Genomic DNA, 21,271 nt, shown 5'->3' with positions numbered 1-21,271 from the left:
ATTTGGTAGCTATACGTGCATGCTGTGCCTGCGCTACAGGCAAAAAACATGCATAAACAGCAGTGTAATCGTGCTTACAGCGAGCCCTTGGTCGAAGGAATCACGTTGGCGGCACGCGGATCGATTTCCAGCGCCATGCGCAAGGCGCGGGCAAAGGCCTTGAACACGGTTTCGGCCTGGTGATGGGCGTTTTCGCCCTTGAGGTTGTCGATATGCAGCGTGACAAACGCATGGTTCACGAAGCCCTGGAAGAATTCGTAGGCCAGCTGGCTGTCAAAGGTGCCGATCATTCCGCTTTTAAAAGGGACATTCATGACCAGACCCGGGCGGCCCGAAAAATCGACGACCACGCGCGACAGCGCTTCATCGAGCGGCACATAGGCGTGGCCGTAGCGGCGCAGTCCCTTTTTGTCGCCAACCGCCTGGGCCACGGCCTGCCCGAGCGTGATGCCGACATCCTCGACCGTGTGGTGGCCGTCGATGTGCAGGTCGCCGACGGCGTGAATGTCGAGGTCGATCAGCCCGTGGCGGGCAATCTGGTCGAGCATGTGGTCAAAAAAGCCGATGCCCGTTGACAGGCTGGCCTGGCCGGTGCCGTCGAGGTTGAGCTTGACGGTGATTTTGGTTTCGGCGGTGTTGCGCGAAACTTCAGCAGTGCGCGGAGCAGGCAAGGAGGCAGCAGTGGAGGTCGTCATAGGGATGGTTCAAGCGCGGCCAGCAGTTGTGCGTTTTCTTCGGCGGTGCCGACGGTCAGGCGCAAACAATTGGCGAGCAGAGGATGCATTTTAGAAATATTTTTGATCAGCACCTTGCGATTTCGCAAGCCTTCAAAGGCGCGGGCCGCATCGGGTACGCGGATCAAAATCATGTTGGCGTCGCTGTGCCAGGCCTTGACGCCGGGCAAGGCGCTGAGTGCGTTGAACAGCACGGCGCGCTGGGCGACCACGTCCTGCGCCTGCGCGGCGAACACCTCGCGGTGCTCCAGCGCAAACAGCGCGCATTCGTAGTTGAGCACGCTGATGTTGTAGGGCGGGCGCACCTTGTCGATTTCGGCAATCAAGGCTTTCGGCCCCATCATGTAGCCCAGGCGCACGCCGGCCAGGCCGAACTTGCTCAGCGTGCGCATCAGCAGCACATGGCTGTGCCGGGCCATGCGGCCCGCATAGCTCTTGCTGGCAAACGGCTGGTAGGCCTCGTCGATCACGACCAGCCCGCCCTGCTCACCCACAGCGTTGATGATGTTCTCGATCACCGCGTCGTCCCACAGGTTGGCCGTCGGGTTGTTCGGATAGGCCAGGTAGGTGATGGACGGCTTGTGTTCAGCAATGGCAGCCAGCATCGCGGCTTCGTCGAGTTCAAAGTCCGGCGTCAGATCGACGCCGATAAATTTGAGGCCCTGCAGCTGCGCGCTCATCGCGTACATCACAAAACCCGGCAGCGGCGCCAGCACCGATCCGCCCGGCACGTCGCAGGCCAGCGCCAGCAGCGCGATCAGCTCGTCCGAGCCATTGCCCAGCATGATGTCGAAGCCCTCGGGCATCTGCGCATAGTCGGCCAGCGCGCGGCGCAGGTCGTTGACGCGGCCGTCCGGATAGCGGTTCAGCGCCAGCGCGCCCAGCCGCTGGCCGAGTTCGGCCTGCAGACCAGCGGGCAGCCGGTGCGGATTTTCCATCGCGTCGAGCTTGACCATGCCGCTTGACTCCTGGATGGCGTAGGCGTGCATCGACTGCACATCCTGGCGGATCAGTTTTTTGAGTTTCGGGTCGAGTGTTGAATCAGGCGCGGTCATTTATTGGGGTTTTCTCATGTCGGGCACGGTGGCGAGGCGCAGTTCGGCGGCGCGGGCATGCGCCTGCAGGCCTTCGCCATAGGCGAGTTCAGCGGCAATCGGGCCGAGGATTTGCGCGCCGGCTTCGCTGACCTCGATCAGGCTGGAGCGCTTCTGGAAGTCGTAAACCCCCAGCGGACTCGAAAAGCGCGCCGTGCCGCTGGTCGGCAGCACATGGTTCGGGCCGGCGCAGTAGTCGCCCAGGCTTTCGCTGGTGTAGGCGCCAAGGAAAATCGCGCCAGCGTGGCGCAGCAGCGGCTCCCAGCGGTGCGGCTCACGGCTGGAGACTTCCAGGTGCTCGGGCGCGATGCGGTTGGAAATTTCGCAAGCCTCTTCCATGCTGCGCGTATGGATCAGCGCGCCCCGGTCGCTGAGCGATTTGGCGATGATCCCGGCGCGCGGCATGGCGGGCAGCAGGCGGTTGATGGCTTCCTGCACGGCGTCGATATAGGCGGCGTCGGGGCACAGCAAAATGCTTTGCGCCAGCTCGTCGTGCTCGGCCTGGCTGAACAGGTCCATCGCCACCCAGTCGGCGGGCGTCGTGCCGTCGGCCAGCACCAGGATTTCGGACGGCCCGGCAATCATGTCGATGCCCACCGTGCCGAACACGCGCTTCTTGGCGCTGGCGACATAGGCATTGCCGGGGCCGGTGATCTTGTCCACCTTGGGAACCGTCGCCGTGCCGTAGGCCAGCGCGGCCACGGCCTGCGCGCCGCCGATGGTGAAGGCACGCGTCACGCCGGCAACGTAGGCGGCGGCCAGCACCAGGGCGTTTTTCTCGCCCCTGGGCGTCGGCACGACCATGATGATCTCGCCGACGCCGGCCACATGGGCGGGAATCGCGTTCATCAGCACCGACGACGGATAGGCCGCTTTGCCGCCGGGCACGTAGATGCCGACGCGGTCCAGCGGCGTGACCTTCTGGCCGAGCAGCGTGCCGTCCTCGTCGCGGTAGCTCCAGCTTTCGCCGCTGGCCTTTTTCTGCGCCTCGTGGTACGTCCGAACGCGCCTGGCGGCGGCCTGCAGGGCTTCGCGCTGGGCGGCGGGAATCGACTCGAACGCGGCTTTCAGCTCGGCCTGCGTGAGTTCGAGTTCGGCCATCGAAGCAGCGTTCAGGCCGTCAAAGCGCGCGGTGTAGTCCAGCACGGCTGCATCGCCGCGCTGCTGCACGTCGGCCAGGATGTCGGCGACCCGCTGCTCGATGTGCGCGTCGGTATCGGCCGACCAATGCAGCCTGGCCTTGAATTGAGCCTCGAATGTGGCATCGAGACAGGACAGGCGGGCGGGTATAGCTAGCAAATTCATAGCATCAAGGATTTTACTGTTTTGCAGCGGCCTGCGCACAGGCCAGGGAGAAGGCATCGATCAGCTTGCGAATCGGCGCCTGCTTGAGCTTGAGCGCGGTCTGGTTCACGACCAGGTGCGAGCTGATGTCCATGATGCGCTCGACCTCGATCAAATGGTTGGCCTTGAGCGTGCTGCCGGTCGAGACCAGATCGACAATCGCGTCGGCCAGGCCGGTCAGCGGCGCCAGTTCCATGCTGCCGTAGAGCTTGATCAAATCAACGTGAACGCCCTTGGTGGCGAAAAAGTCGCGCGAAATGGCCACGTATTTCGTCGCCACCTTCAGGCGCGAACCCTGCTTGACCGCTGCCGCGTAGTCGAATCCCTGGCGCACCGCCACGCTGATGCGGCATTTGGCGATCTGCAGGTCGAGTGGCTGGTACAGGCCCTGGCTGCCCGATTCGAGCAACGTGTCCTTGCCGACCACGCCGATGTCGGCGCCGCCGTACTGCACATAGGTCGGCACGTCGGTGGCGCGCACCAGCACCACGCGCAGGTCGGGCTGGTTGGTGCCCAGGATCAGCTTGCGGGACTTTTCCGGGTCGTCAAGCACCTCGATGCCAGCCGTTCTAAGCAGCGGCAGGATGTCGTCGAAGATGCGGCCCTTGGAGAGCGCGAGCGTGATCATGCTTTCATCCGTTCAATGTCGGCGCCAATGCCGCGCAGCTTGGCTTCCATCTGGTCATAGCCCCGGTCGAGGTGGTAGATGCGTTCGACAAAGGTTTCACCGCTGGCGACCAGGCCGGCAATCACCAGGCTGGCCGAGGCGCGCAGGTCGGTGGCCATCACGGTGGCGCCCGACAGCTGTTCAACGCCGTTGATGACGCAGACCTTGCCTTCGATCTGGATCTTCGCGCCCAGGCGCACCATTTCGTTGACGTGCATGAAGCGGTTTTCAAAAATCGTCTCAGTCACCGTGCTGGTGCCCTGCGCGATGGCGTTGAGCGCCATGAACTGGGCCTGCATGTCGGTCGGGAAACCCGGGTATTCGGTGGTGCGGAATGACTGGGCCTTCATGCGGCCGCTGGCCTGGATGCGGATGAAGCCTTCACCGGCCGTGACCGTCGCGCCGGCTTCGCGCAGCTTTTCAATCACCACTTCAAGGTGGTCGGCGCGGCCATGGTTGAGCACTACGTCGCCGCCCGCCGCCGCCACGGCGCACAGAAAGGTGCCGGTTTCAATGCGGTCGGCCACCACCTGGTGGGTGCAGCCGTGCAGCCGTTCAACGCCCTGGATACGGATGCGCCGGCTGCCGTGGCCTTCGATCTTGGCGCCCATCTTGATGAGCATCTCGGCCAGGTCGCCGATCTCGGGCTCCTGCGCCGCGTTTTCGAGAATGGTTTCGCCCTCGGCCAGCGTGGCGGCCATCAGGAAATTCTCGGTGCCGGTGACCGTCACCATGTCGGTCGTGATGGCCGCGCCTTTGAGGCGTGTCTGGCCTTTGGGCAGCCTGGCCAGCATGTAGCCGTGCTCGACGATGATGTCAGCCCCCATCGCCTGCAGGCCCTTGATGTGCTGGTCCACCGGCCGCGAACCGATGGCGCAGCCGCCGGGCAGCGACACCGTCGCCTCGCCAAAGCGCGCCAGCAGCGGTCCCAGCGCCAGCACCGAAGCGCGCATGGTCTTGACCAGCTCGTAAGGCGCTTCGGGCGAACTCAGCGGGCCGGCATTGAGGATGACGGTGCCGGGTGCATGGGCACTGCGCTCGGCCTCGACACCCATGTTGCGGATCAGCTTGAGCATGGTGGCCACGTCCTGCAGGCCGGGAACATTTTGCAGCGTGACCGTTTCGGCGGTCAGCAAAGCCGCGCACAGTTCTGGCAGGGCTGCATTTTTGGCGCCCGAGATATCGACCGAGCCGGCCAGGGACTTGCCGCCCTTGATGCGTAATTTGTCCATGTTTTTTATTGCGCGCTGTTGGCGGCCCATTCGGCGGGCGTGTAGGTTTTCATCGACAGGGCATGAACCTCGTCGCTCTGCAGGCGTCCGCCCAGCGTGGCATAGACGCGCTGGTGACGCTGGATCAGGCGCTGGCCCTCGAAAGCGCTGGACACGATGGTGGCATACCAGTGCCGGCCGTCGCCGGACAGTTCGAGGTGGGAGCAGGGCAGGCCTGCGGCAATGATGGTTTGAAGTTCTTCGCTGGTCATGGGGGGTTCCGATGTTTACTCAGTCAATGCCTGATCTTATAGCCGGTGCGCAGCATGTTGACCGCCACGGCGCTAATGATGAAAAATGCCGTCAGCACCAGGCCCAGGCTGAGCCAGGGCGAAACGTCGCTGACGCCAAAAAAGCCGTAGCGAAAACCGTCGATCATGTAGAAAAACGGGTTCAGGTGGCTGACCTTCTGCCAGAACGGCGGCAGCGAGTGGATGGAATAAAACACGCCGCTCAGAAAAGTCATCGGCATGATGATGAAGTTCTGGAAGGTCGCCATCTGGTCGAATTTCTCGGCCCACAAGCCGGCAATCACGCCCAGCGCGCCCAGCATGGCCGAGCCCAGCACGGCAAACACCACGATCCAGAGCGGCGCCACGAAACCGGGCTGGCCGAAATACACCGTCACCACGAACACGCCGGCGCCGACCAGCAGGCCGCGCACCACCGACGAGCCCACATAGGCCCAGAACCAGTCCCAGTGCGACAGCGGCGTGAGCAGTACAAACACCAGGCTGCCCATGATCTTGCTCTGGATCAGCGACGAGGAGCTGTTGGCGAAGGAGTTTTGCAGCACGCTCATCATCACCAGGCCGGGCACCAGGAAAGCGGTGTAAGTCACCTTGCCATACACCAGCGCCTGCCCCTGCAGCACATGGCCGAAGATCAGCATGTAGAGCACGGCCGTCAGCACGGGAGCGCCGACGGTCTGGAAACCAACCTTCCAGAAGCGCAGGACTTCCTTGTAGAAAAGCGTTTGCCAGCCGGTCATTTCATGGCTCCGGCAAGGTCCATCGCCATGGGTTCTTTCACATCTTTTTCGTTCATCACATCGAGAAACACGTCTTCCAGGTCGGCTTTGCGGATTTCCACGTCCTCGGCCACCAGGCCGGCCTCGCGGACGGCGGCCAGGTACTGCTCGATTTCGCGCGCATTGTGCGCCGGAAACTGCACGATTCGGCCTGTAATGCGTGCCTGGCGCGCAAGGTGCAATGGAAGTTCGCTATCAATTTTAAAGCGCAGCACATTGCTGGAGGCGGCACTGAGCAGCTCGGAAGTCTGGGCCAGCGCCACCACCCTGCCCTGCTTGAGCATGGCAATGCGGCTGCACAGGGCTTCGGCTTCTTCCAAATAGTGAGTGGTCAGCAGCACCGTGCTGCCTTGCTTGTTGAGTTTGGCGATGAACTGCCACAAAGTCTGGCGCAACTCCACATCGACGCCGGCCGTGGGCTCGTCGAGCACGATAACCTGCGGCTTGTGGACCAGCGCCTGCGCCACCAGCACGCGGCGCTTCATGCCGCCCGAGAGCTGGCGCATGTTGGCATCGGCCTTGTCGGCCAGACCCAGACTGGCCAGCAACTCGTCAATCCAGTCGTCGTTGCGCTTGATGCCGAAATAGCCCGACTGGATGCGCAAGGCTTCGCGCACGGTGAAGAAAGGGTCGAACACCAGTTCCTGCGGCACGATGCCGAGCTTGCGCCGGGCATTGGCGTAGTCCAGCACGACATCACTGCCATGCACCAGAACCCGGCCGCTGCTGGCGCGCGACAGGCCGGCCAGGATGCTGATGAGGGTGGTTTTACCGGCGCCGTTGGGGCCCAGCAGACCGAAGAATTCGCCTTGCTGGATGTCGAAGCTGACGCTGTCCAGTGCTTTCAGGCCGGTGGCGGGTTGGTTTCGCGCGGGGGGATAGGTTTTGGAGACAGACTGAAATGAGATGGCTGGCATGAGCCCGCTATTTTAGGGGCGGATGAGTTTCTTCTCTGCCGCAGCGAAATATGGCCCTGCAAGCGTTCACAAAGCAGGCGGAGATGGCCTTGGCCTCAAGCCGCCCTGGCTGCCGGGTGTCCCGGAGTTGCGGGGATCAAGGCAGAAACGCCATAGACCTCGGCCAGCTGGAGCAGCCGGCCAGGGGCGCCCTGCACGGAAAAAACCTTGCCCGCAGCCATCGCCTGGCGACGGCACTCCAGCAGGATGGCCAGCGCCGACGAGTCAAACTGACTCAAGGCGCTGGCATCCACAACCACCTCTTTCGGCAGGGACAGCACCTCTTTTGCCACTGTGTGGAAAAAGCCGGAGGCGACGGCATGCGTCAGGACGGCAGGAAGTTTCAGCATGTCAGCTTGCGCGCTCAGGACTTGGTCGTGCCGGCGTTGGTCTGGTTGCGCTGCGACATCGACGTGATCAGGCCATCGATGCCCTTGGCGCTGATTTCCTGCGCGAACTGGGTACGGTAGGTTTCCACCAGCCAGACACCGAGCACGTTGAGGTCATAAATTTTCCAGCCGGTCGGCGTTTTCTCCATACGGTAGTCGAGCTGGACCGGATCGCCGCGCCCGAGTACTTCGGTGCGAACCGTCACTTCGGTGTCGGTGGAAGCGGCACGCAGGGGCTTGACGTTGAGCTTCTGGTCATTCACCTGCGACAGCGCGCCGGAATAAGTGCGGATCAAGAGGGTCTTGAATTCTGCCTGCAGACGGGCTTTCTGCTCGGGCGTGGCCTGGCGCCAGTTACGCCCCACGGCGGAGGCTGTCATGCGGGTGAAATTGACATTCGGCATGACCTTGGTATCGACCAGTGCCAGAACCCGGTTCATTTCGCCGGCTTGAATCGCCTTGTCCGACCTGATGGCATCCAGCACTTCGCTGGAGACGCGCTTGATCAGCGCATCGGGCGCTTCGTCGGCAGCAGCATGCGCAAAAGGGGCTGAAGCCAGCAGTGCCAAGCTGAGCGTGGCGGTCAACAAGCGTCCAAGAGTTCTACGGTTCATGGTTTTTCTTTCAAGGTCAAAACAGACAACTATCGGCTGCGGGATCCGCTTATTCGTGCCCCTCAGGGCGATCAGCCGTGCTCTGATGATTATTTTGCAAGCTTGCCAGACGATAGCCGATGAAGTTTTAAGGCAGCCCGGTAAATTTGGTAAAGCTTGTTACGAGGGCTTTATTGTGGATTCGGTGCCGAGGCTGCAGGCGCACCGGCCGGCGCGGCCTCGGGCAGGTCAAAGCGCTCTTCGGGTTCGATGCGCTCATTGCCGCCGCCGATAAGACTCTGGCGGCGCTGCAAATAGGCATCACGGGTAAAGGCGTATTTGTCGAGCGCGGCCTGGTCGAGCAGATCGCCGGCACTGAGCAAACTGGCGCGCGTATCCACCAGCCGCAGGCCCGTCAGGGAATTGCGTACCGGGACATTGTCAACCTGCGACAGTGGATTGCCTTGTAGATCGACCACCAGGCCCGCCGAGTCCCGCACGCTTGACGGGCCAAACAGCGGAAGCACCACATACGGACCCGACTTCAGGCCCCAGGTACCCAGGGTCTGGCCAAAATCTTCCTTGTGCTTGGGAATTTTCAGTTCGCTGGCGACATCAAAAATACCGCCCAGGCCCCACAGGGTATTGGTCGTGACGCGGAACAAGGAATCCATGGCCTCTGCCGGCTTGGCCTGCAGCACATTGTTGACGAACGACCAGACATCCGAAATGTTTTCAAAAAAACTGGTCACACCGGTGCGCACCGGCGCTGGCGTGATGTTCTGGTAGGCCGTGGCCACAGGCTTGAGGACGGCGCGATCCAGTCCTTCATTGAAGCTGTACACGCTGCGGTTGAAAGGCTCCAGCGGATCGGCCGGGTTGGCCTGCGGTCCGGTTGCGCAGCCTTGCAGCAGGGTGAAAGCCAGAGCCGCGGCGGCCCATCCCGTGGCTTTTTTCAGATGGATAGGTTTGGTCATTTTTTTTCTGTTGCTCCTGTTGCTGGCAGGGTCGGGGCTGACCCTGAACTTTCATCGGCTGTCTTGCTGAACAAAAATTGTCCAATCAGATTTTCAAGCACCACGGCAGACTGTGTCTGCCTGATCACGTCGCCTTCCACAAGGTTTTTTTCATCGCCGCCCGCCTGGATGCCAATGTATTGCTCGCCGAGCAAGCCGCTGGTCAGAATTTTCAGCGAACTGTCCTTGGGGAAAGCATAGCGGCCCTGCATGTCCAGCGTGACACGCGCCTGGAAGGTCTGGTCGTTAAAGCTGATCTCCTCGACCCGTCCCACCACCACGCCACCGCTGCGCACCGAAGCCTTGGTCTTGAGCCCGCCAATATTGTCAAATTCGGCCGTGATCCTGTAAGTGGGCTGGAAATTCAGGTTCAGCAGATTGGCGGCCTGCAAAGCCAGAAACAAAATGGCCGCTGCGCCCACCAGGACAAACAGGCCAACCCACACATCAATTTTTGAGCGTTGCATCTAACTTCTTTCCAAACGGTTGAGGACAGCGCCTGCCCGGCTTTCGCGCAGCAAGGGCCTGTCCCACGAATTTTCAAGTCATCACTTCGTAAACATCATCGCGGTCAGGATGAAATCCAGAGCCAGAACCGCCAGGGAGGCCACCACCACCGTGCGCGTCGTGGCGCTCGCCACACCTTCGGGGGTCGGTTGCGCTTCAAAACCCTGCAGCAGCGCGATGAACGTCACGGTAAAGCCGAACACGATGCTTTTGACGATGCCATTGCCCACATCACGCCAGACATCGACGCTGCCCTGGATCTGGCTCCAGAACGAACCGGAATCGACACCAAGCATCAGCACCCCGACCACCCAGCCGCCAATCACACCCATGGCGCTGAACACGGCGGCCAGCAGCGGCATGGTAATCACGCCACCCCAGAAGCGCGGCGCCAAAATGCGCTGGATCGGATCGACCGCCATCATTTCCATGACGCTGATCTGCTCGCCAGCCTTCATCAGGCCGATTTCGGCCGTCAGCGAGGTGCCGGCCCGGCCGGCGAACAAGAGCGCCGTCACCACCGGGCCGAGTTCGCGCACCAGCGTGAAGGTGACCAGTTGGCCCAGCGCCTCGGTCGAGCCAAAGCGCAGCAGGGTGTAGTAGCCCTGCAGGCCGAATACAAAGCCGACAAACAGGCCGGAGATGGCGATGATGACGAGTGAGTAATTGCCCAGGAAATGAATCTGGTCACGCACCAGGCCAAAGCGCTTGAAGCTTGAGCCGAATGTCGCCAGGAGCCGCAGAAAAAGCCGGCAGCCATAGCCCAGGTTGGCCAGCCAGCTGCGGGTGGCGAACCCGACGTCCGCAGGCTTGTACCAACTCATGATGAAGCTCCGGATTTCAGGGGAGCGGCTGTCGATGCGGGAGCAAAGTCCTGCTCGACCGTGACCCCGGGATAGTCAAAACGAACCGGGCCGTCAGGCAGCGCATGCACATACTGGTAGACCAGCGGGTCGGTGCTTTGGCGCACTTCGTCGGGCGTTCCCTGGGTGGCTACCCTGCCATTGGCCAGGATGATCACATGGTCGGCGATGGCAAAGGTCTGCTCCAGTTCGTGCGAGACAAAAATGCTGGTCAGCCCCAGGCTGTCATTGAGGTGGCGGATCAGCCGCGCCGCCGTTCCCAGCGAAATCGGATCAAGCCCGGAAAAAGGCTCGTCATACATCACCAGTTCGGGATCGAGCGCAATCGCGCGGGCCAGCGCAATGCGCCGCGCCATGCCGCCCGACACCTCGCTCGGCATCAGATCGCGCGCGCCGCGCAGGCCCACCGCATTGAGCTTCATCAGCACGATGTCGCGAATCAGGGCTTCGGGCAGGTCGGTATGCTCGCGTAGCGGAAACGCCACATTTTCAAACACGCTCAAATCAGCGAACAGCGCGCCAAACTGGAACAGCATGCCCATGCGTCTGCGGGCGGCGTAGAGTTGCGTCTGGTCCATCGGCGTGACATCCTGGCCGTCAAACAGCAGCTGGCCCGATTGCGCCCGGTTCTGGCCGCCAATCAGGCGCAGGATGGTCGTCTTGCCGCCACCCGAGGCGCCCATCAGGGCCGTGACCTTGCCCTTGGGCACCGACAGCGAAATGTCATCGAGAATGACACGTTCCCCATAGCCAAAGGTCAGGTGATTCAGCTCGACAAGGGAAGTAGAAGATGAGGGCATAGAAAAAACAAAAGCCGGACATTCCGGCTTCTGGATCATAAGGGATTACGCTAATTAGCGCGGCAAGCTGCCCAACCTTTGCACAGCTTGACGGTTGCCCCGGTTTTGGGGCAATACGCCGATTAACGCGGCAGGTCGCTGTAGCCCATCAGGAACTCATCGACCGACCGCGCGGCCTGCCGGCCTTCGCGAATCGCCCACACCACCAGGCTCTGGCCGCGCCGGATATCGCCTGCCGCAAACACCTTGGGGACGTTCGTCGCATAGCCGCCGATGAAGTCGGTGCCTGCCCTGGCATTGCCGCGGTTGTCCTTTTCAACGCCGAAGGCTTCCAGCACCGAAGCCACCGGCGAGACAAAGCCCATGGCCAGCAGCACCAGGTCGGCCTTGAGGATCTGCTCCGAACCCGGCACTTCGACCATCTTGCCGTCCTTCCATTCGACGCGGACGGTTTTCAGACCGGTGACCTTGCCTTTTTCGCCGATCAGCTCCTTGGTGGAGATGGCGAACTCGCGCTCGCAGCCTTCTTCGTGGGACGAAGAAGTGCGCAGCTTGATTGGCCAGTAGGGCCAGGTCATGGGCCGGTTTTCCTCGACCGGGGGCTGGGGCATCAACTCGAACTGGGTGACGCTGGCCGCGCCGTGGCGGTTGCTGGTGCCAACGCAGTCCGAGCCGGTATCGCCGCCGCCAATCACGATGACGTGCTTGCCTTCGGCGCGCAACTGGCCCTTGACCTTGTCGCCGGCATTGACCTTGTTTTGCTGCGGCAGGAACTCCATGGCGAAATGCACGCCGTCCAGTTCGCGGCCGGGAACCGGCAAGTCGCGCGACTGCTCGGCGCCGCCGGTCAGGACCACGGCATCGAAATCCTTTTGCAACTGCTCGGGGCTAATGCTTTCCTTGGCCCAGTTGGTAACTTTCGAGCCCTTGGGCAGGCTGCCGACCATGACGCCGGTGCGAAACACCACGCCCTCGGCCTGCATCTGTTCGACGCGGCGGTCGATGTGGATTTTTTCCATCTTGAAGTCGGGAATGCCGTAGCGCAGCAGGCCGCCGACGCGGTCATTCTTCTCGAACAGCGTCACGTCGTGGCCGACGCGCGCCAGTTGCTGGGCGGCGGCCATGCCGGCGGGGCCGGAACCGACGACAGCAACCTTCTTGCCAGTCTTGTGCTTGGCGGGACGGGGCTTGACCCAGCCCTCGGACCAGGCGCGGTCGATGATCGCGTGCTCGATGGACTTGATGCCCACCGCATCGTCGTTCACATTGAGCGTGCAGGCCGCCTCGCAGGGCGCGGGGCAGATGCGGCCGGTGAACTCCGGGAAATTATTGGTGCTGTGCAGCGTGTCAATCGCGTTTTTCCAGTCGCTCCGGAACACCATGTCGTTGAAGTCGGGAATGATGTTGTTGACCGGGCAGCCGCTGTTGCAAAACGGCGTGCCGCAGTCCATGCAGCGCGCGGCCTGCAGATTAGCCTGCTTGTCGTCCAGGCCGATGACAAATTCCTTGTAGTTCTTCAGGCGTTCCGGGACGGGCTTGTAGCCCTCCTCGATGCGCTCGTATTCCATGAAGCCGGTGATTTTTCCCATGATGCGTGTCCTGTGCGATTTTTTAAGCGTTTTATGCCGCTAGCGCAATACCATCGGGCGCAAGCAGCTATCAATACAATAGCAAACGATGAGCAGGCCTGATGCAAGGCGGCATGCTGTGGCCGCCTTGCATGCCCCGCCTTACTTGGCCAGCACGGCCTCCTGGTTCGTTGCGACCTGCGCGCTGGTGGTTTCGGTCGCGGCTTCCAGGCGGCGCTCCTGGCGCTCGATCAGGGCGCGCTTGTACTCATTCGGGAAGACCTTCACGAACTTCAGGCGCGACACGCTCCAGGTGTCCAGCAGTTCACGGGCGCGCTTGCTGCCGGTCCAGCGGTTGTGGTCCTGCAGCAGGCGCTTGAGCTGCTCCTCGTCGCTCTCGCCGGCATGCCAGTCGGACTTGTCATGGGTGTGCTGCTCGGCCGTGGTCACGACGCGGTCCATCGACACCATCGACGTGTTGCAGCGGGTGGCGAATTGCCCGTCTTCGTCGTACACGTAGGCCACGCCGCCACTCATGCCGGCAGCAAAGTTGCGGCCGGTCTTGCCGAGCACCGCGACCGTGCCGCCGGTCATGTATTCACAGCCATGGTCGCCGGTGCCTTCGACCACCGTCGTCGCACCCGACAGGCGCACCGCGAAGCGCTCGCCAGCCACGCCGCTGAAGAAGGACTCGCCGCTGGTGGCGCCGTACATCACGGTGTTGCCGACGATGGTGTTCTTGACCGCATCGCCCCGGAAGTCGATGCTCGGACGCACCACGATGCGGCCGCCGGAAAGGCCCTTGCCGGTGTAGTCGTTGGCATCGCCAATCAAATACAGCGTGATGCCCTTGGCCAGGAAGGCGCCAAACGACTGTCCGCCCGTGCCTTCAAGCTGGATGCGCAGCGTGTCGTCCGGCAGGCCTTCGGGGCGCAGGCGCGTCAACTCGCCCGACAGCATCGCGCCGACGGTGCGGTTGACGTTGCGCGCCACCTCGATGAACTGGACTTTTTCGCCCTTTTCCAGCGCCGCCCTGGATTTTTCAATCAGGCGCATGTCCAGCGCCCGGTCCAGCCCGTGGTCCTGGTCCATCACATGCAGGCGCGGCACATCGGCCGGCACTTGCGGCTGGTAGAACAGGCGGCTGAAGTCCAGGCCGCTGGCCTTCCAGTGCTCGACGCCTTTTTGCATGTCGAGCAGGTCGGGACGGCCAATCAGGTCGTCGAACTTGCGCACGCCAAGCTGCGCCATCAACTGGCGCGCCTCTTCGGCGACAAAGAAGAAGTAATTGACCACATGCTCGGGCTTGCCGCTGAATTTTCGGCGCAGCACCGGGTCTTGCGTGGCCACGCCCACCGGGCAGGTGTTGAGGTGGCATTTGCGCATCATGATGCAGCCTTCGACGACCAGCGGCGCGGTGGCAAAGCCGAATTCGTCGGCGCCCAGCAGCGCGCCAATCACCACGTCGCGGCCGGTTTTCATCTGGCCGTCGGCCTGCACGCGGATGCGGCCGCGCAGGCGGTTGAGCACCAGCGTCTGCTGGGTTTCGGCCAGGCCGATTTCCCAGGGCGAGCCGGCATGCTTGATCGACGACCAGGGCGAAGCGCCCGTGCCGCCGTCGTGGCCGGCAATCACGACATGGTCGGCCTTGGCCTTGGCGACGCCGGCGGCAATCGTGCCGACGCCGGTTTCGCTGACCAGCTTGACGCTGATGCTGGCGCGGGGGTTGACGTTTTTCAGGTCGTGGATCAGCTGCGCCAGGTCTTCAATCGAATAGATGTCGTGGTGCGGAGGCGGCGAAATCAGGCCGACGCCGGGCACCGAGAAGCGCAGCTGGCCGATGTATTCGCTGACCTTGCCGCCGGGCAGCTGGCCGCCCTCGCCGGGCTTGGCGCCCTGCGCCATCTTGATCTGGATCTGGTCGGCCGACACCAGGTATTCGGCGGTGACGCCAAAGCGGCCCGAAGCCACCTGCTTGATGCGCGAACGCAGCGAGTCGCCGTCCTGCAGCGGCAAATCGACTTCAACGACCTTTTCGCCAATCACGCTTTTCAGCGTGTCGCCGCGCTTGATCGGGATGCCCTTGAGTTCCTGGCGGTAGCGCGCCGGGTCTTCACCGCCCTCGCCGGTGTTGCTCTTGCCGCCGATGCGGTTCATGGCGACGGCCAGCGTGGCGTGGGCTTCGGTGCTGATGGAGCCGAGCGACATGGCGCCGGTGACAAAGCGCTTGACGATTTCCTTGGCCGGCTCGACTTCGTCAATCGGGATGGCCTTGCTTGGGTCGATCTTGAACTCGAACAGGCCGCGCAAGGTCATGTGGCGGCGATTCTGGTCGTTGACGAGCTGGGCGAACTCCTTGTAGGTGTTCCAGTTGTTGGCACGCGTGGAATGCTGCAGCTTGGCAATCGTGTCGGGCGTCCACATGTGGTCTTCGCCGCGCACGCGCCAGGCGTATTCGCCGCCGGCGTCCAGCATGTTGCTAAGCACCGGGTCGTCGCTGAAGGCGGCCTTGTGCATGCGCAGCGCTTCCTCGGCAATCTCGAACACGCCCATGCCCTCGACCTGACTGGAGGTTCCGGTGAAGAACTTGTCAACCGTCTGGCGGTTCAGGCCGATCGCCTCGAACAGCTGGGCGCCGCAGTAGCTCATGTAGGTCGATACGCCCATCTTGGACATGATCTTGGACAGGCCCTTGCCGATGGCCTTGGTGTAGTTGTACACGGCTTTTTCGGTGCTCAGGTCGCCCGGCAGGCCCTTGGACAGCTCGGCCAGGGTTTCCAGCGCCAGGTAGGGGTGAACCGCCTCGGCGCCATAGCCGGCCAGCACGGCGAAATGATGCACTTCCTTGGCCGAGCCGGTCTCGACCACCAGGCCGGCGGTGGTGCGCAGGCCTTCCTTCACCAGGTGCTGGTGAATCGCCGAGAGCGCCAGCAGGGCCGGAATCGCGACTTGGGTGGCGCTCAGCGCGCGATCGCTGACGATCAGGATGTTGTTGCCGCCCTTGATCGCATCGACCGCTTCGGCGCACAGCGAGGCCAGCTTGGCCTCGACGCCCTCGCGGCCCCAGGCCAGCGGGTAGGTGATGTCCAGGGTGTAGCTCTTGAACTTGCCCTGCGTGCGCAGTTCAATGTCGCGCAGCTTTTGCATGTCGGCGTTGTTCAGCACCGGCTGGCTGACTTCGAGCCGCATCGGCGGATTGACCTGGTTGATGTCGAGCAGGTTGGGCTTGGGGCCGATGAAGGACACCAGCGACATGACGATGGCTTCGCGGATCGGGTCAATCGGCGGGTTCGTCACCTGCGCGAACAGCTGCTTGAAGTAGTTGTAGAGCTGCTTGTTCTTGTTCGACAGCACGGCCAGCGGGCTGTCGTTGCCCATGGAGCCGGTGGCTTCCTCGCCGTTGGCGGCCATCGGCGAGAGCAGGAACTTGATGTCTTCCTGCGTGTAGCCGAAAGCCTGCTGGCGGTCGAGCAACGAAAGTCCCGGCACTGCCGCAGCCGTGACGGCGCTTTCCTTTGTCTTGCCGGTCACGTCGTCCAGCCGGATGCGCAGGTTTTCAATCCACTGCTTGTAGGGCTTGCTGTGCGCCAGCGTCGCCTTGATTTCCTCGTCATCGACCATGCGGCCCTGCTCCAGATCGATCAGGAACATCTTGCCGGGCTGCAAACGCCATTTGCGCACGATCTTGTGCTCGGGGATGGGCAGCACGCCGGACTCGGACGCCATGATGACCAAGTCGTCGTCGGTGACGCAATAACGCGAAGGACGCAGGCCGTTGCGGTCCAGCGTGGCGCCGATCTGGCGGCCGTCGGTGAAGACGATGGAGGCCGGGCCGTCCCACGGTTCCAGCATGGCGGCGTGGTATTCGTAAAACGCTTTGCGGCGCTCGTCCATCGTCGTGTGCTGCTCCCACGGCTCGGGAATCATCATCATCACGGCCTGGCTGATCGGGTAGCCGGCCATGGTCAGCAATTCGAGGCAGTTGTCGAAGGTCGCGGTATCGGACTGGCCGGGAAAGCTGATCGGGTAAAGTTTTTGCAGGTCGGCGCCCAGCACCGGCGAGGACATCACGCCTTCGCGCGCCTTCATCCAGTTGTAGTTGCCCTTGACGGTGTTGATCTCGCCGTTGTGCGCGACATAGCGGTAGGGGTGGGCCAGCGGCCACTCGGGGAAGGTGTTGGTGGAAAAGCGCTGGTGCACCAGGCCGAGCGCGGAGACGCAGCGCACATCGGTCAGGTCCATGAAGTAGGTGCCGACCTGATCGGCCAGCAGCAGGCCTTTGTAAACCACGGTGCGGCTGGACATGCTGGGAACGTAGTATTCCTTGCTGTGCGTGAGCTTCAGGCGCTGGATCGCGGCGCTGGCGGTCTTGCGGATCACGTAGAGCTTGCGCTCCAGCGCGTCCTGGACGATCACGTCGTTGCCGCGGCCGATGAAGATCTGGCGCAGGATGGGTTCTTTTTCACGCACGGTGGGCGACATCGGCATATCGCGGTTGACCGGCACATCGCGCCAGCCCAGCAGCACCTGGCCTTCCGCCTTGACGGCGCGCTCCAGCGCCTGCTCGCAGGCCAGGCGCGACGCATGCTCCTTGGGCAAAAACACCATGCCCACGCCATATTCACCCGGTGGCGGCAGCGCAACGCCTTGAGCGGCCATTTCTTCACGGTACAGCGCATCGGGCAGCTGGATCAGGATGCCGGCGCCGTCGCCCATCAGCTTGTCGGCACCGACCGCGCCCCGGTGGTCGAGGTTTTCGAGGATTTTCAGGGCTTGCTGGACGATGGCATGGCCCTTGTGGCCCTTGATGTGGGCGACAAAGCCGACACCGCAGGCATCGTGCTCGTTGGCGCCAGCGTACAAACCGTGTTGTTCAAAATGCTTGATTTCAGCAGCCGTGGTCATGGCAATTCCTTGTCGGTAGCAAGCAGGAGAGGTTGATCGACGTATCAGTCCTGCTCGCCAGGTGTTTCAAATTTTCAGCAGACGAGCATAGTACATGCCAGCCTTCTCTGCAAAAAATTTTAATTGGGGTCAGATTCGAATTAACTCATCATTTTTATTAATCAAAAATAATAAGGGACACATCAAAATTAATAGCTAAAACCCATTAACAGACGTGCGCACAAGGCACTTTTAGCTTGATTTTTCCAGCCCTAAAGGTCGTCCAGCCAAGGTCTTTTTTACGCGGCGATTTGTCTGCTTTTGCAAATTCACAACAAAGTTTTCATCACCAAGCGCCCAGCCACCGAGTACGGATTGAGTCAGTGCCTCCTGCTGAACCGGCGTGATGCCTTGGGCGACCAGTTCGGCATAAGCCGCTTCGCGCGAAAATGGGGTGTTGCCCAGAGCCCAGAACAGTGCATGCGGCGTGACCATCTTGTCGGTCCGCAAGCCCACGTAGCGCGCATGACTGGACCAGGGATAGAGCGCAGCCTCTTTGACCAGACCAGCGCGCACCGGGTTGAGGTCGATATAAGCCATGCAGGCCAGCAAATAGCGGTCGGGATCTATCACCGTCGAGCGGTAGCGCCCTTCCCACAGGGTGCCCGAACGGCCTTGGCTGTCATTGAAATAGCGTACATACCGCCGGCCGACCGCCTGCATCATGCGCGGCAAGCCCTCTTCGGTGCTGGGTGTGGCAAGCAGATGGAAATGGTTGCCCATCAGCACATAGGCATGCAGCGCAACACCGAACTTTTGCGCGTTTTCATCCAGAAGCGCCAGCAGCATCTGGTAGTCGGCTGTCGATGAAAAAATCGCCTGCCGGTTATTGCCGCGCTGGACGATGTGGTGCGGATGACCGGGAACGGTAAGGCGGGGAAGACGGGCCATGAGCTGCAATGCCGGAAGTTTGCGCCATGATAATTTGATCTGGCCGCCTTGCCAGATCCCGCCGCCTAGCGGACGATTTTTCCGTCCGGCGTGATGGTAACAAGGTCAATGGCGCGAACCGATTCGTATTTTTTTGGCCGCAGGTTGACGCGAAAGCCGCCCACGTCATAGTCCGTCATGGAATTAAAGGCTTTTTGCAAGCCCGCGCGATCTGGATTGCCGCCACCCGCAATGCTCAGGCGCACGCCCTGGGCAAAGCATCGGGCCGCAACATAGCCTTCGACGCTTTCATAGCTGGGCGCCTGGTCGGTCTGGTTCAGCACATTCAGGTATTCCTTGATGAGCGGCATGGCGGTGCTGCGCGGAGAAGGCACCACCTGGGAAACAACGATGCCGCCAATTTCCTTGCCCAGCGCACTGAACAAGGGATCGATGCCCACGACGGAAAAAGCCAGGAACTGGCCGCCGAAGCCGGCCTGCCTCATTTTTCGGATGAAGGCCGCCGATGAATTGAAAAGGCTCGCCAAAATGATGGCCTGGGGCTGGGCTTTCACGATCTGGGCAACTGCCGCATCCACCTTGTCGCTGTTGATGGGTGACAAGGCGCTGGCCACAAGCGGCGGTCGTTTCAGGTCAACCAGTGCCTGGTTAACGGCAGCCAGGCCGGCGCGCCCCATGGCATCGTCCTCGGCAAACACGGCAATACGCTCCTGATTGAGGGTTGCACAGTGGCGCGCCACTTTATAAGCCTCGTCAGCCAGCGCCGGACGGACATGAAACACATTGACAAGCGCAGGATCGTGAAGCGTGTCCGATGCGGCAAAAGGTGCAAAAAACAGGGTGTCCGCAGATTTGGCCACGGCATAAGCCGCGTCACAGCTGGCGGTGCCTGCAAAGCCGAACAGGGCATCAACCCCTTCACTGATCAGCTTTTTGGCATTGGCTGCCGCCTTCGCGGGGTCGTACCCGTCGTCAAGCGCCTTGACCGCAATGCTGTAGCCGCCTACCCCGTTGTTGGCATTGAGGGCATCGAAGTAAATCTTTGCACCATTCAGGTAAGCCAGGCCAATCTGGTCAGCCGCACCCGTGAGGGGCACCGACTGGCCAAGAGTCACTTTTCGGCTGGTTTTAAGGGTTTGCGCCCCAAGGGCGGGACTGGCAATCAAAGCAGCGGCCGAAACAAGCTTCAGGATCGACTGACGACGATTAAACATGACTCTTTCCTTTTGAGAGAAGGCAGAACATGCAAATCTGAAACCACCTTTTGCTGATTGTTAATGATATTTCAGCATGTCACAAAGGGTCTTGCCCTGGTACCGCGCAATCAATGCAATAAAAGCATAAAGTTCCTGAACATGCAGCGCGGCCGTCAACCCGGAAAAATCGCGCGTCCCTTGAGGCGCTCGTGCTCTTTGGCGGCAAAGCGGTCCGTCATCCCGGCGATGTAATCGGCCACCACGCGCACCGGTTTTGCGCTTGCTGCGCGAGCACTGTCGCTGCCGTCAAAGCGGTCAATATGCGCCTGCGGCATTTCCGCCGGGTCGGCCATATAGGCATCGAACAGATCGCGCACGACCTGCTGCGCCGCTTGCGTGGTTTGCACCACCTGCGGGTGACGGTATAGATTTTGTAGCAGGAAGCGCTTGAGGGACGCGGACTGCAAGGCCATTTCATCGGAAAAGCAGACCAGGGCGGCATGCTCGCGAACGGCCTGGACATCGGCCGGAGCCGCCGTTCGAAGTGCTGACCGGGTGGCATCGATCACGTCGTAAACCTGGGCGCTGAGCATGCGCCGTATGGTTTCAAACAGCAGCCGCCGGCCCTGCAGACCCGGATACACCCCCAGCGTTTCACGCCGATACCGACTGAACAGCGGCACATCCTCCAGTTGCTCCAGGCTCAGCAGCCCCGAGCGCACACCGTCATCCATGTCGTGGGCGTTGTAGGCGATTTCATCGGCCAGATTGGCCAGTTGCGCTTCCAGGCTGGGCTGCCGCCAGAGCGGCCCCGCAGCCTGCTCGACAAAGCGATGCGCCACGCCCCAGGGTTCGCGTGCCTCGATATGACGCGCATTGCGTTTCGAGCAATGCTTCAAGATTCCCTCGCGGGTCTCAAAGGTCAGATTGAGGCCATCGTAAGCCGGGTAGCGCTCTTCCAGCGCATCGACGACACGCAGGCTTTGCAGGTTGTGTTCAAAGCCTGCGCTCTGGGCGTTGTGGCGTTGAAGGCAGGCATTCAGCGCATCCTGGCCGGCATGGCCAAAAGGCGTGTGGCCCAGGTCGTGCGCCAGGGCAATCGCCTCCACCAGGTCTTCATTGAGCCGCAGGGTCCGGGCGATGGAACGCCCCAGCTGCGCCACCTCCAGCGAATGCGTCAGCCGGGTGCGAAACAAATCGCCTTCGTGGTTCAAAAAAACCTGGGTCTTGTACACCAGACGGCGAAACGCGGTGGAATGCACGATCCGGTCGCGGTCGCGCTGGAAATCGGACCGCGTCGGTGCCACCGGCTCGGGAATGCGGCGGCCACGCGACAGGGCCGGATCACAGGCGCAGGCGGCCCAGGTCATGTTTTATGCATAAAAAATGCCTTTTGCGCAACAGCGAC

General features: G+C 61.8%; 19 protein-coding genes. All 19 read right to left on the bottom strand.

The window, feature by feature from the left end; all coding sequences use genetic code 11:
- Positions 1 to 74: 74 nt before the first annotated feature.
- Positions 75 to 695: an imidazoleglycerol-phosphate dehydratase HisB gene (gene hisB / locus PNAP_RS03455; protein ID WP_011800112.1), complete on the bottom strand. Its 621-nt coding sequence runs from the start codon at positions 693 to 695 to the stop codon at positions 75 to 77.
- Positions 692 to 1,789 (bottom strand): histidinol-phosphate transaminase, encoded by a 1,098-nt coding sequence (gene hisC / locus PNAP_RS03450; protein WP_011800111.1) that lies wholly within the window; start codon positions 1,787 to 1,789, stop codon positions 692 to 694. The genes hisB and hisC overlap by 4 nt, the downstream gene beginning before the upstream one ends.
- The gene (gene hisD / locus PNAP_RS03445) at positions 1,790 to 3,133 is read right to left on the bottom strand and encodes a histidinol dehydrogenase (protein ID WP_011800110.1); all 1,344 of its coding nucleotides are present in this window, start codon (positions 3,131 to 3,133) and stop codon (positions 1,790 to 1,792) included.
- 13 nt (positions 3,134 to 3,146) lie between these two features.
- Positions 3,147 to 3,800: an ATP phosphoribosyltransferase gene (gene hisG, locus PNAP_RS03440; protein ID WP_011800109.1), complete on the bottom strand. Its 654-nt coding sequence runs from the start codon at positions 3,798 to 3,800 to the stop codon at positions 3,147 to 3,149.
- On the bottom strand, positions 3,797 to 5,071 hold the full coding sequence (murA, locus tag PNAP_RS03435; RefSeq protein ID WP_011800108.1) for a UDP-N-acetylglucosamine 1-carboxyvinyltransferase: 1,275 nt from the start codon (positions 5,069 to 5,071) through the stop codon (positions 3,797 to 3,799). Before murA ends, hisG begins: the two co-directional genes overlap by 4 nt.
- 5 nt (positions 5,072 to 5,076) lie before the next feature.
- Entirely contained in the window at positions 5,077 to 5,322 is a 246-nt protein-coding gene (locus PNAP_RS03430; RefSeq protein ID WP_011800107.1) for a BolA family protein, read from the bottom strand.
- 23 nt (positions 5,323 to 5,345) lie between these two features.
- Positions 5,346 to 6,101, bottom strand: coding sequence for an ABC transporter permease (locus PNAP_RS03425; RefSeq protein ID WP_011800106.1), 756 nt, complete (start codon positions 6,099 to 6,101; stop codon positions 5,346 to 5,348).
- Entirely contained in the window at positions 6,098 to 7,057 is a 960-nt protein-coding gene (locus PNAP_RS03420) for an ABC transporter ATP-binding protein (protein WP_011800105.1), read from the bottom strand. The genes PNAP_RS03425 and PNAP_RS03420 overlap by 4 nt, the downstream gene beginning before the upstream one ends.
- 95 nt (positions 7,058 to 7,152) lie before the next feature.
- The gene (locus PNAP_RS03415; RefSeq protein WP_011800104.1) at positions 7,153 to 7,446 is read right to left on the bottom strand and encodes an STAS domain-containing protein; all 294 of its coding nucleotides are present in this window, start codon (positions 7,444 to 7,446) and stop codon (positions 7,153 to 7,155) included.
- Between the two features lie 14 nt (positions 7,447 to 7,460).
- Positions 7,461 to 8,099 carry an MlaC/ttg2D family ABC transporter substrate-binding protein gene (locus PNAP_RS03410; protein WP_011800103.1) on the bottom strand — a complete coding sequence of 213 codons (639 nt, stop codon included), beginning with the start codon at positions 8,097 to 8,099 and terminating at the stop codon, positions 7,461 to 7,463.
- 170 nt (positions 8,100 to 8,269) lie between these two features.
- Positions 8,270 to 9,055: an MlaA family lipoprotein gene (locus PNAP_RS03405; protein ID WP_011800102.1), complete on the bottom strand. Its 786-nt coding sequence runs from the start codon at positions 9,053 to 9,055 to the stop codon at positions 8,270 to 8,272.
- A complete protein-coding gene (gene mlaD / locus PNAP_RS03400) occupies positions 9,052 to 9,561 on the bottom strand; it encodes an outer membrane lipid asymmetry maintenance protein MlaD (protein WP_011800101.1) in 510 nt (169 codons plus the stop codon). Before mlaD ends, PNAP_RS03405 begins: the two co-directional genes overlap by 4 nt.
- 81 nt (positions 9,562 to 9,642) lie before the next feature.
- On the bottom strand, positions 9,643 to 10,425 hold the full coding sequence (gene mlaE, locus PNAP_RS03395; protein ID WP_011800100.1) for a lipid asymmetry maintenance ABC transporter permease subunit MlaE: 783 nt from the start codon (positions 10,423 to 10,425) through the stop codon (positions 9,643 to 9,645).
- Complete coding sequence (locus PNAP_RS03390; RefSeq protein ID WP_041376497.1) at positions 10,422 to 11,264, bottom strand: ABC transporter ATP-binding protein; 843 nt, start codon at positions 11,262 to 11,264, stop codon at positions 10,422 to 10,424. Before PNAP_RS03390 ends, mlaE begins: the two co-directional genes overlap by 4 nt.
- A gap of 122 nt (positions 11,265 to 11,386) precedes the next feature.
- The gene (locus PNAP_RS03385) at positions 11,387 to 12,853 is read right to left on the bottom strand and encodes a glutamate synthase subunit beta (RefSeq protein ID WP_011800098.1); all 1,467 of its coding nucleotides are present in this window, start codon (positions 12,851 to 12,853) and stop codon (positions 11,387 to 11,389) included.
- A gap of 141 nt (positions 12,854 to 12,994) precedes the next feature.
- Positions 12,995 to 17,737 carry a glutamate synthase-related protein gene (locus PNAP_RS03380; RefSeq protein ID WP_011800097.1) on the bottom strand — a complete coding sequence of 1,581 codons (4,743 nt, stop codon included), beginning with the start codon at positions 17,735 to 17,737 and terminating at the stop codon, positions 12,995 to 12,997.
- 231 nt (positions 17,738 to 17,968) lie between these two features.
- Positions 17,969 to 18,667, bottom strand: a complete 699-nt coding sequence (locus PNAP_RS03375; RefSeq protein ID WP_011800096.1) for a transposase — start codon at positions 18,665 to 18,667, stop codon at positions 17,969 to 17,971.
- 65 nt (positions 18,668 to 18,732) lie between these two features.
- Positions 18,733 to 19,881 (bottom strand): ABC transporter substrate-binding protein, encoded by a 1,149-nt coding sequence (locus tag PNAP_RS03370; protein ID WP_011800095.1) that lies wholly within the window; start codon positions 19,879 to 19,881, stop codon positions 18,733 to 18,735.
- A 155-nt stretch (positions 19,882 to 20,036) separates the two neighbouring features.
- On the bottom strand, positions 20,037 to 21,233 hold the full coding sequence (locus tag PNAP_RS03365) for a deoxyguanosinetriphosphate triphosphohydrolase (RefSeq protein ID WP_011800094.1): 1,197 nt from the start codon (positions 21,231 to 21,233) through the stop codon (positions 20,037 to 20,039).
- Positions 21,234 to 21,271: the final 38 nt, after the last annotated feature.

The sequence above is a fragment of the Polaromonas naphthalenivorans CJ2 genome (assembly GCF_000015505.1).
GTDB classification, from domain to species: Bacteria; Pseudomonadota; Gammaproteobacteria; order Burkholderiales; family Burkholderiaceae_C; genus Polaromonas; species Polaromonas naphthalenivorans.
This window is presented reverse-complemented; position numbering and strand designations above follow the sequence as displayed.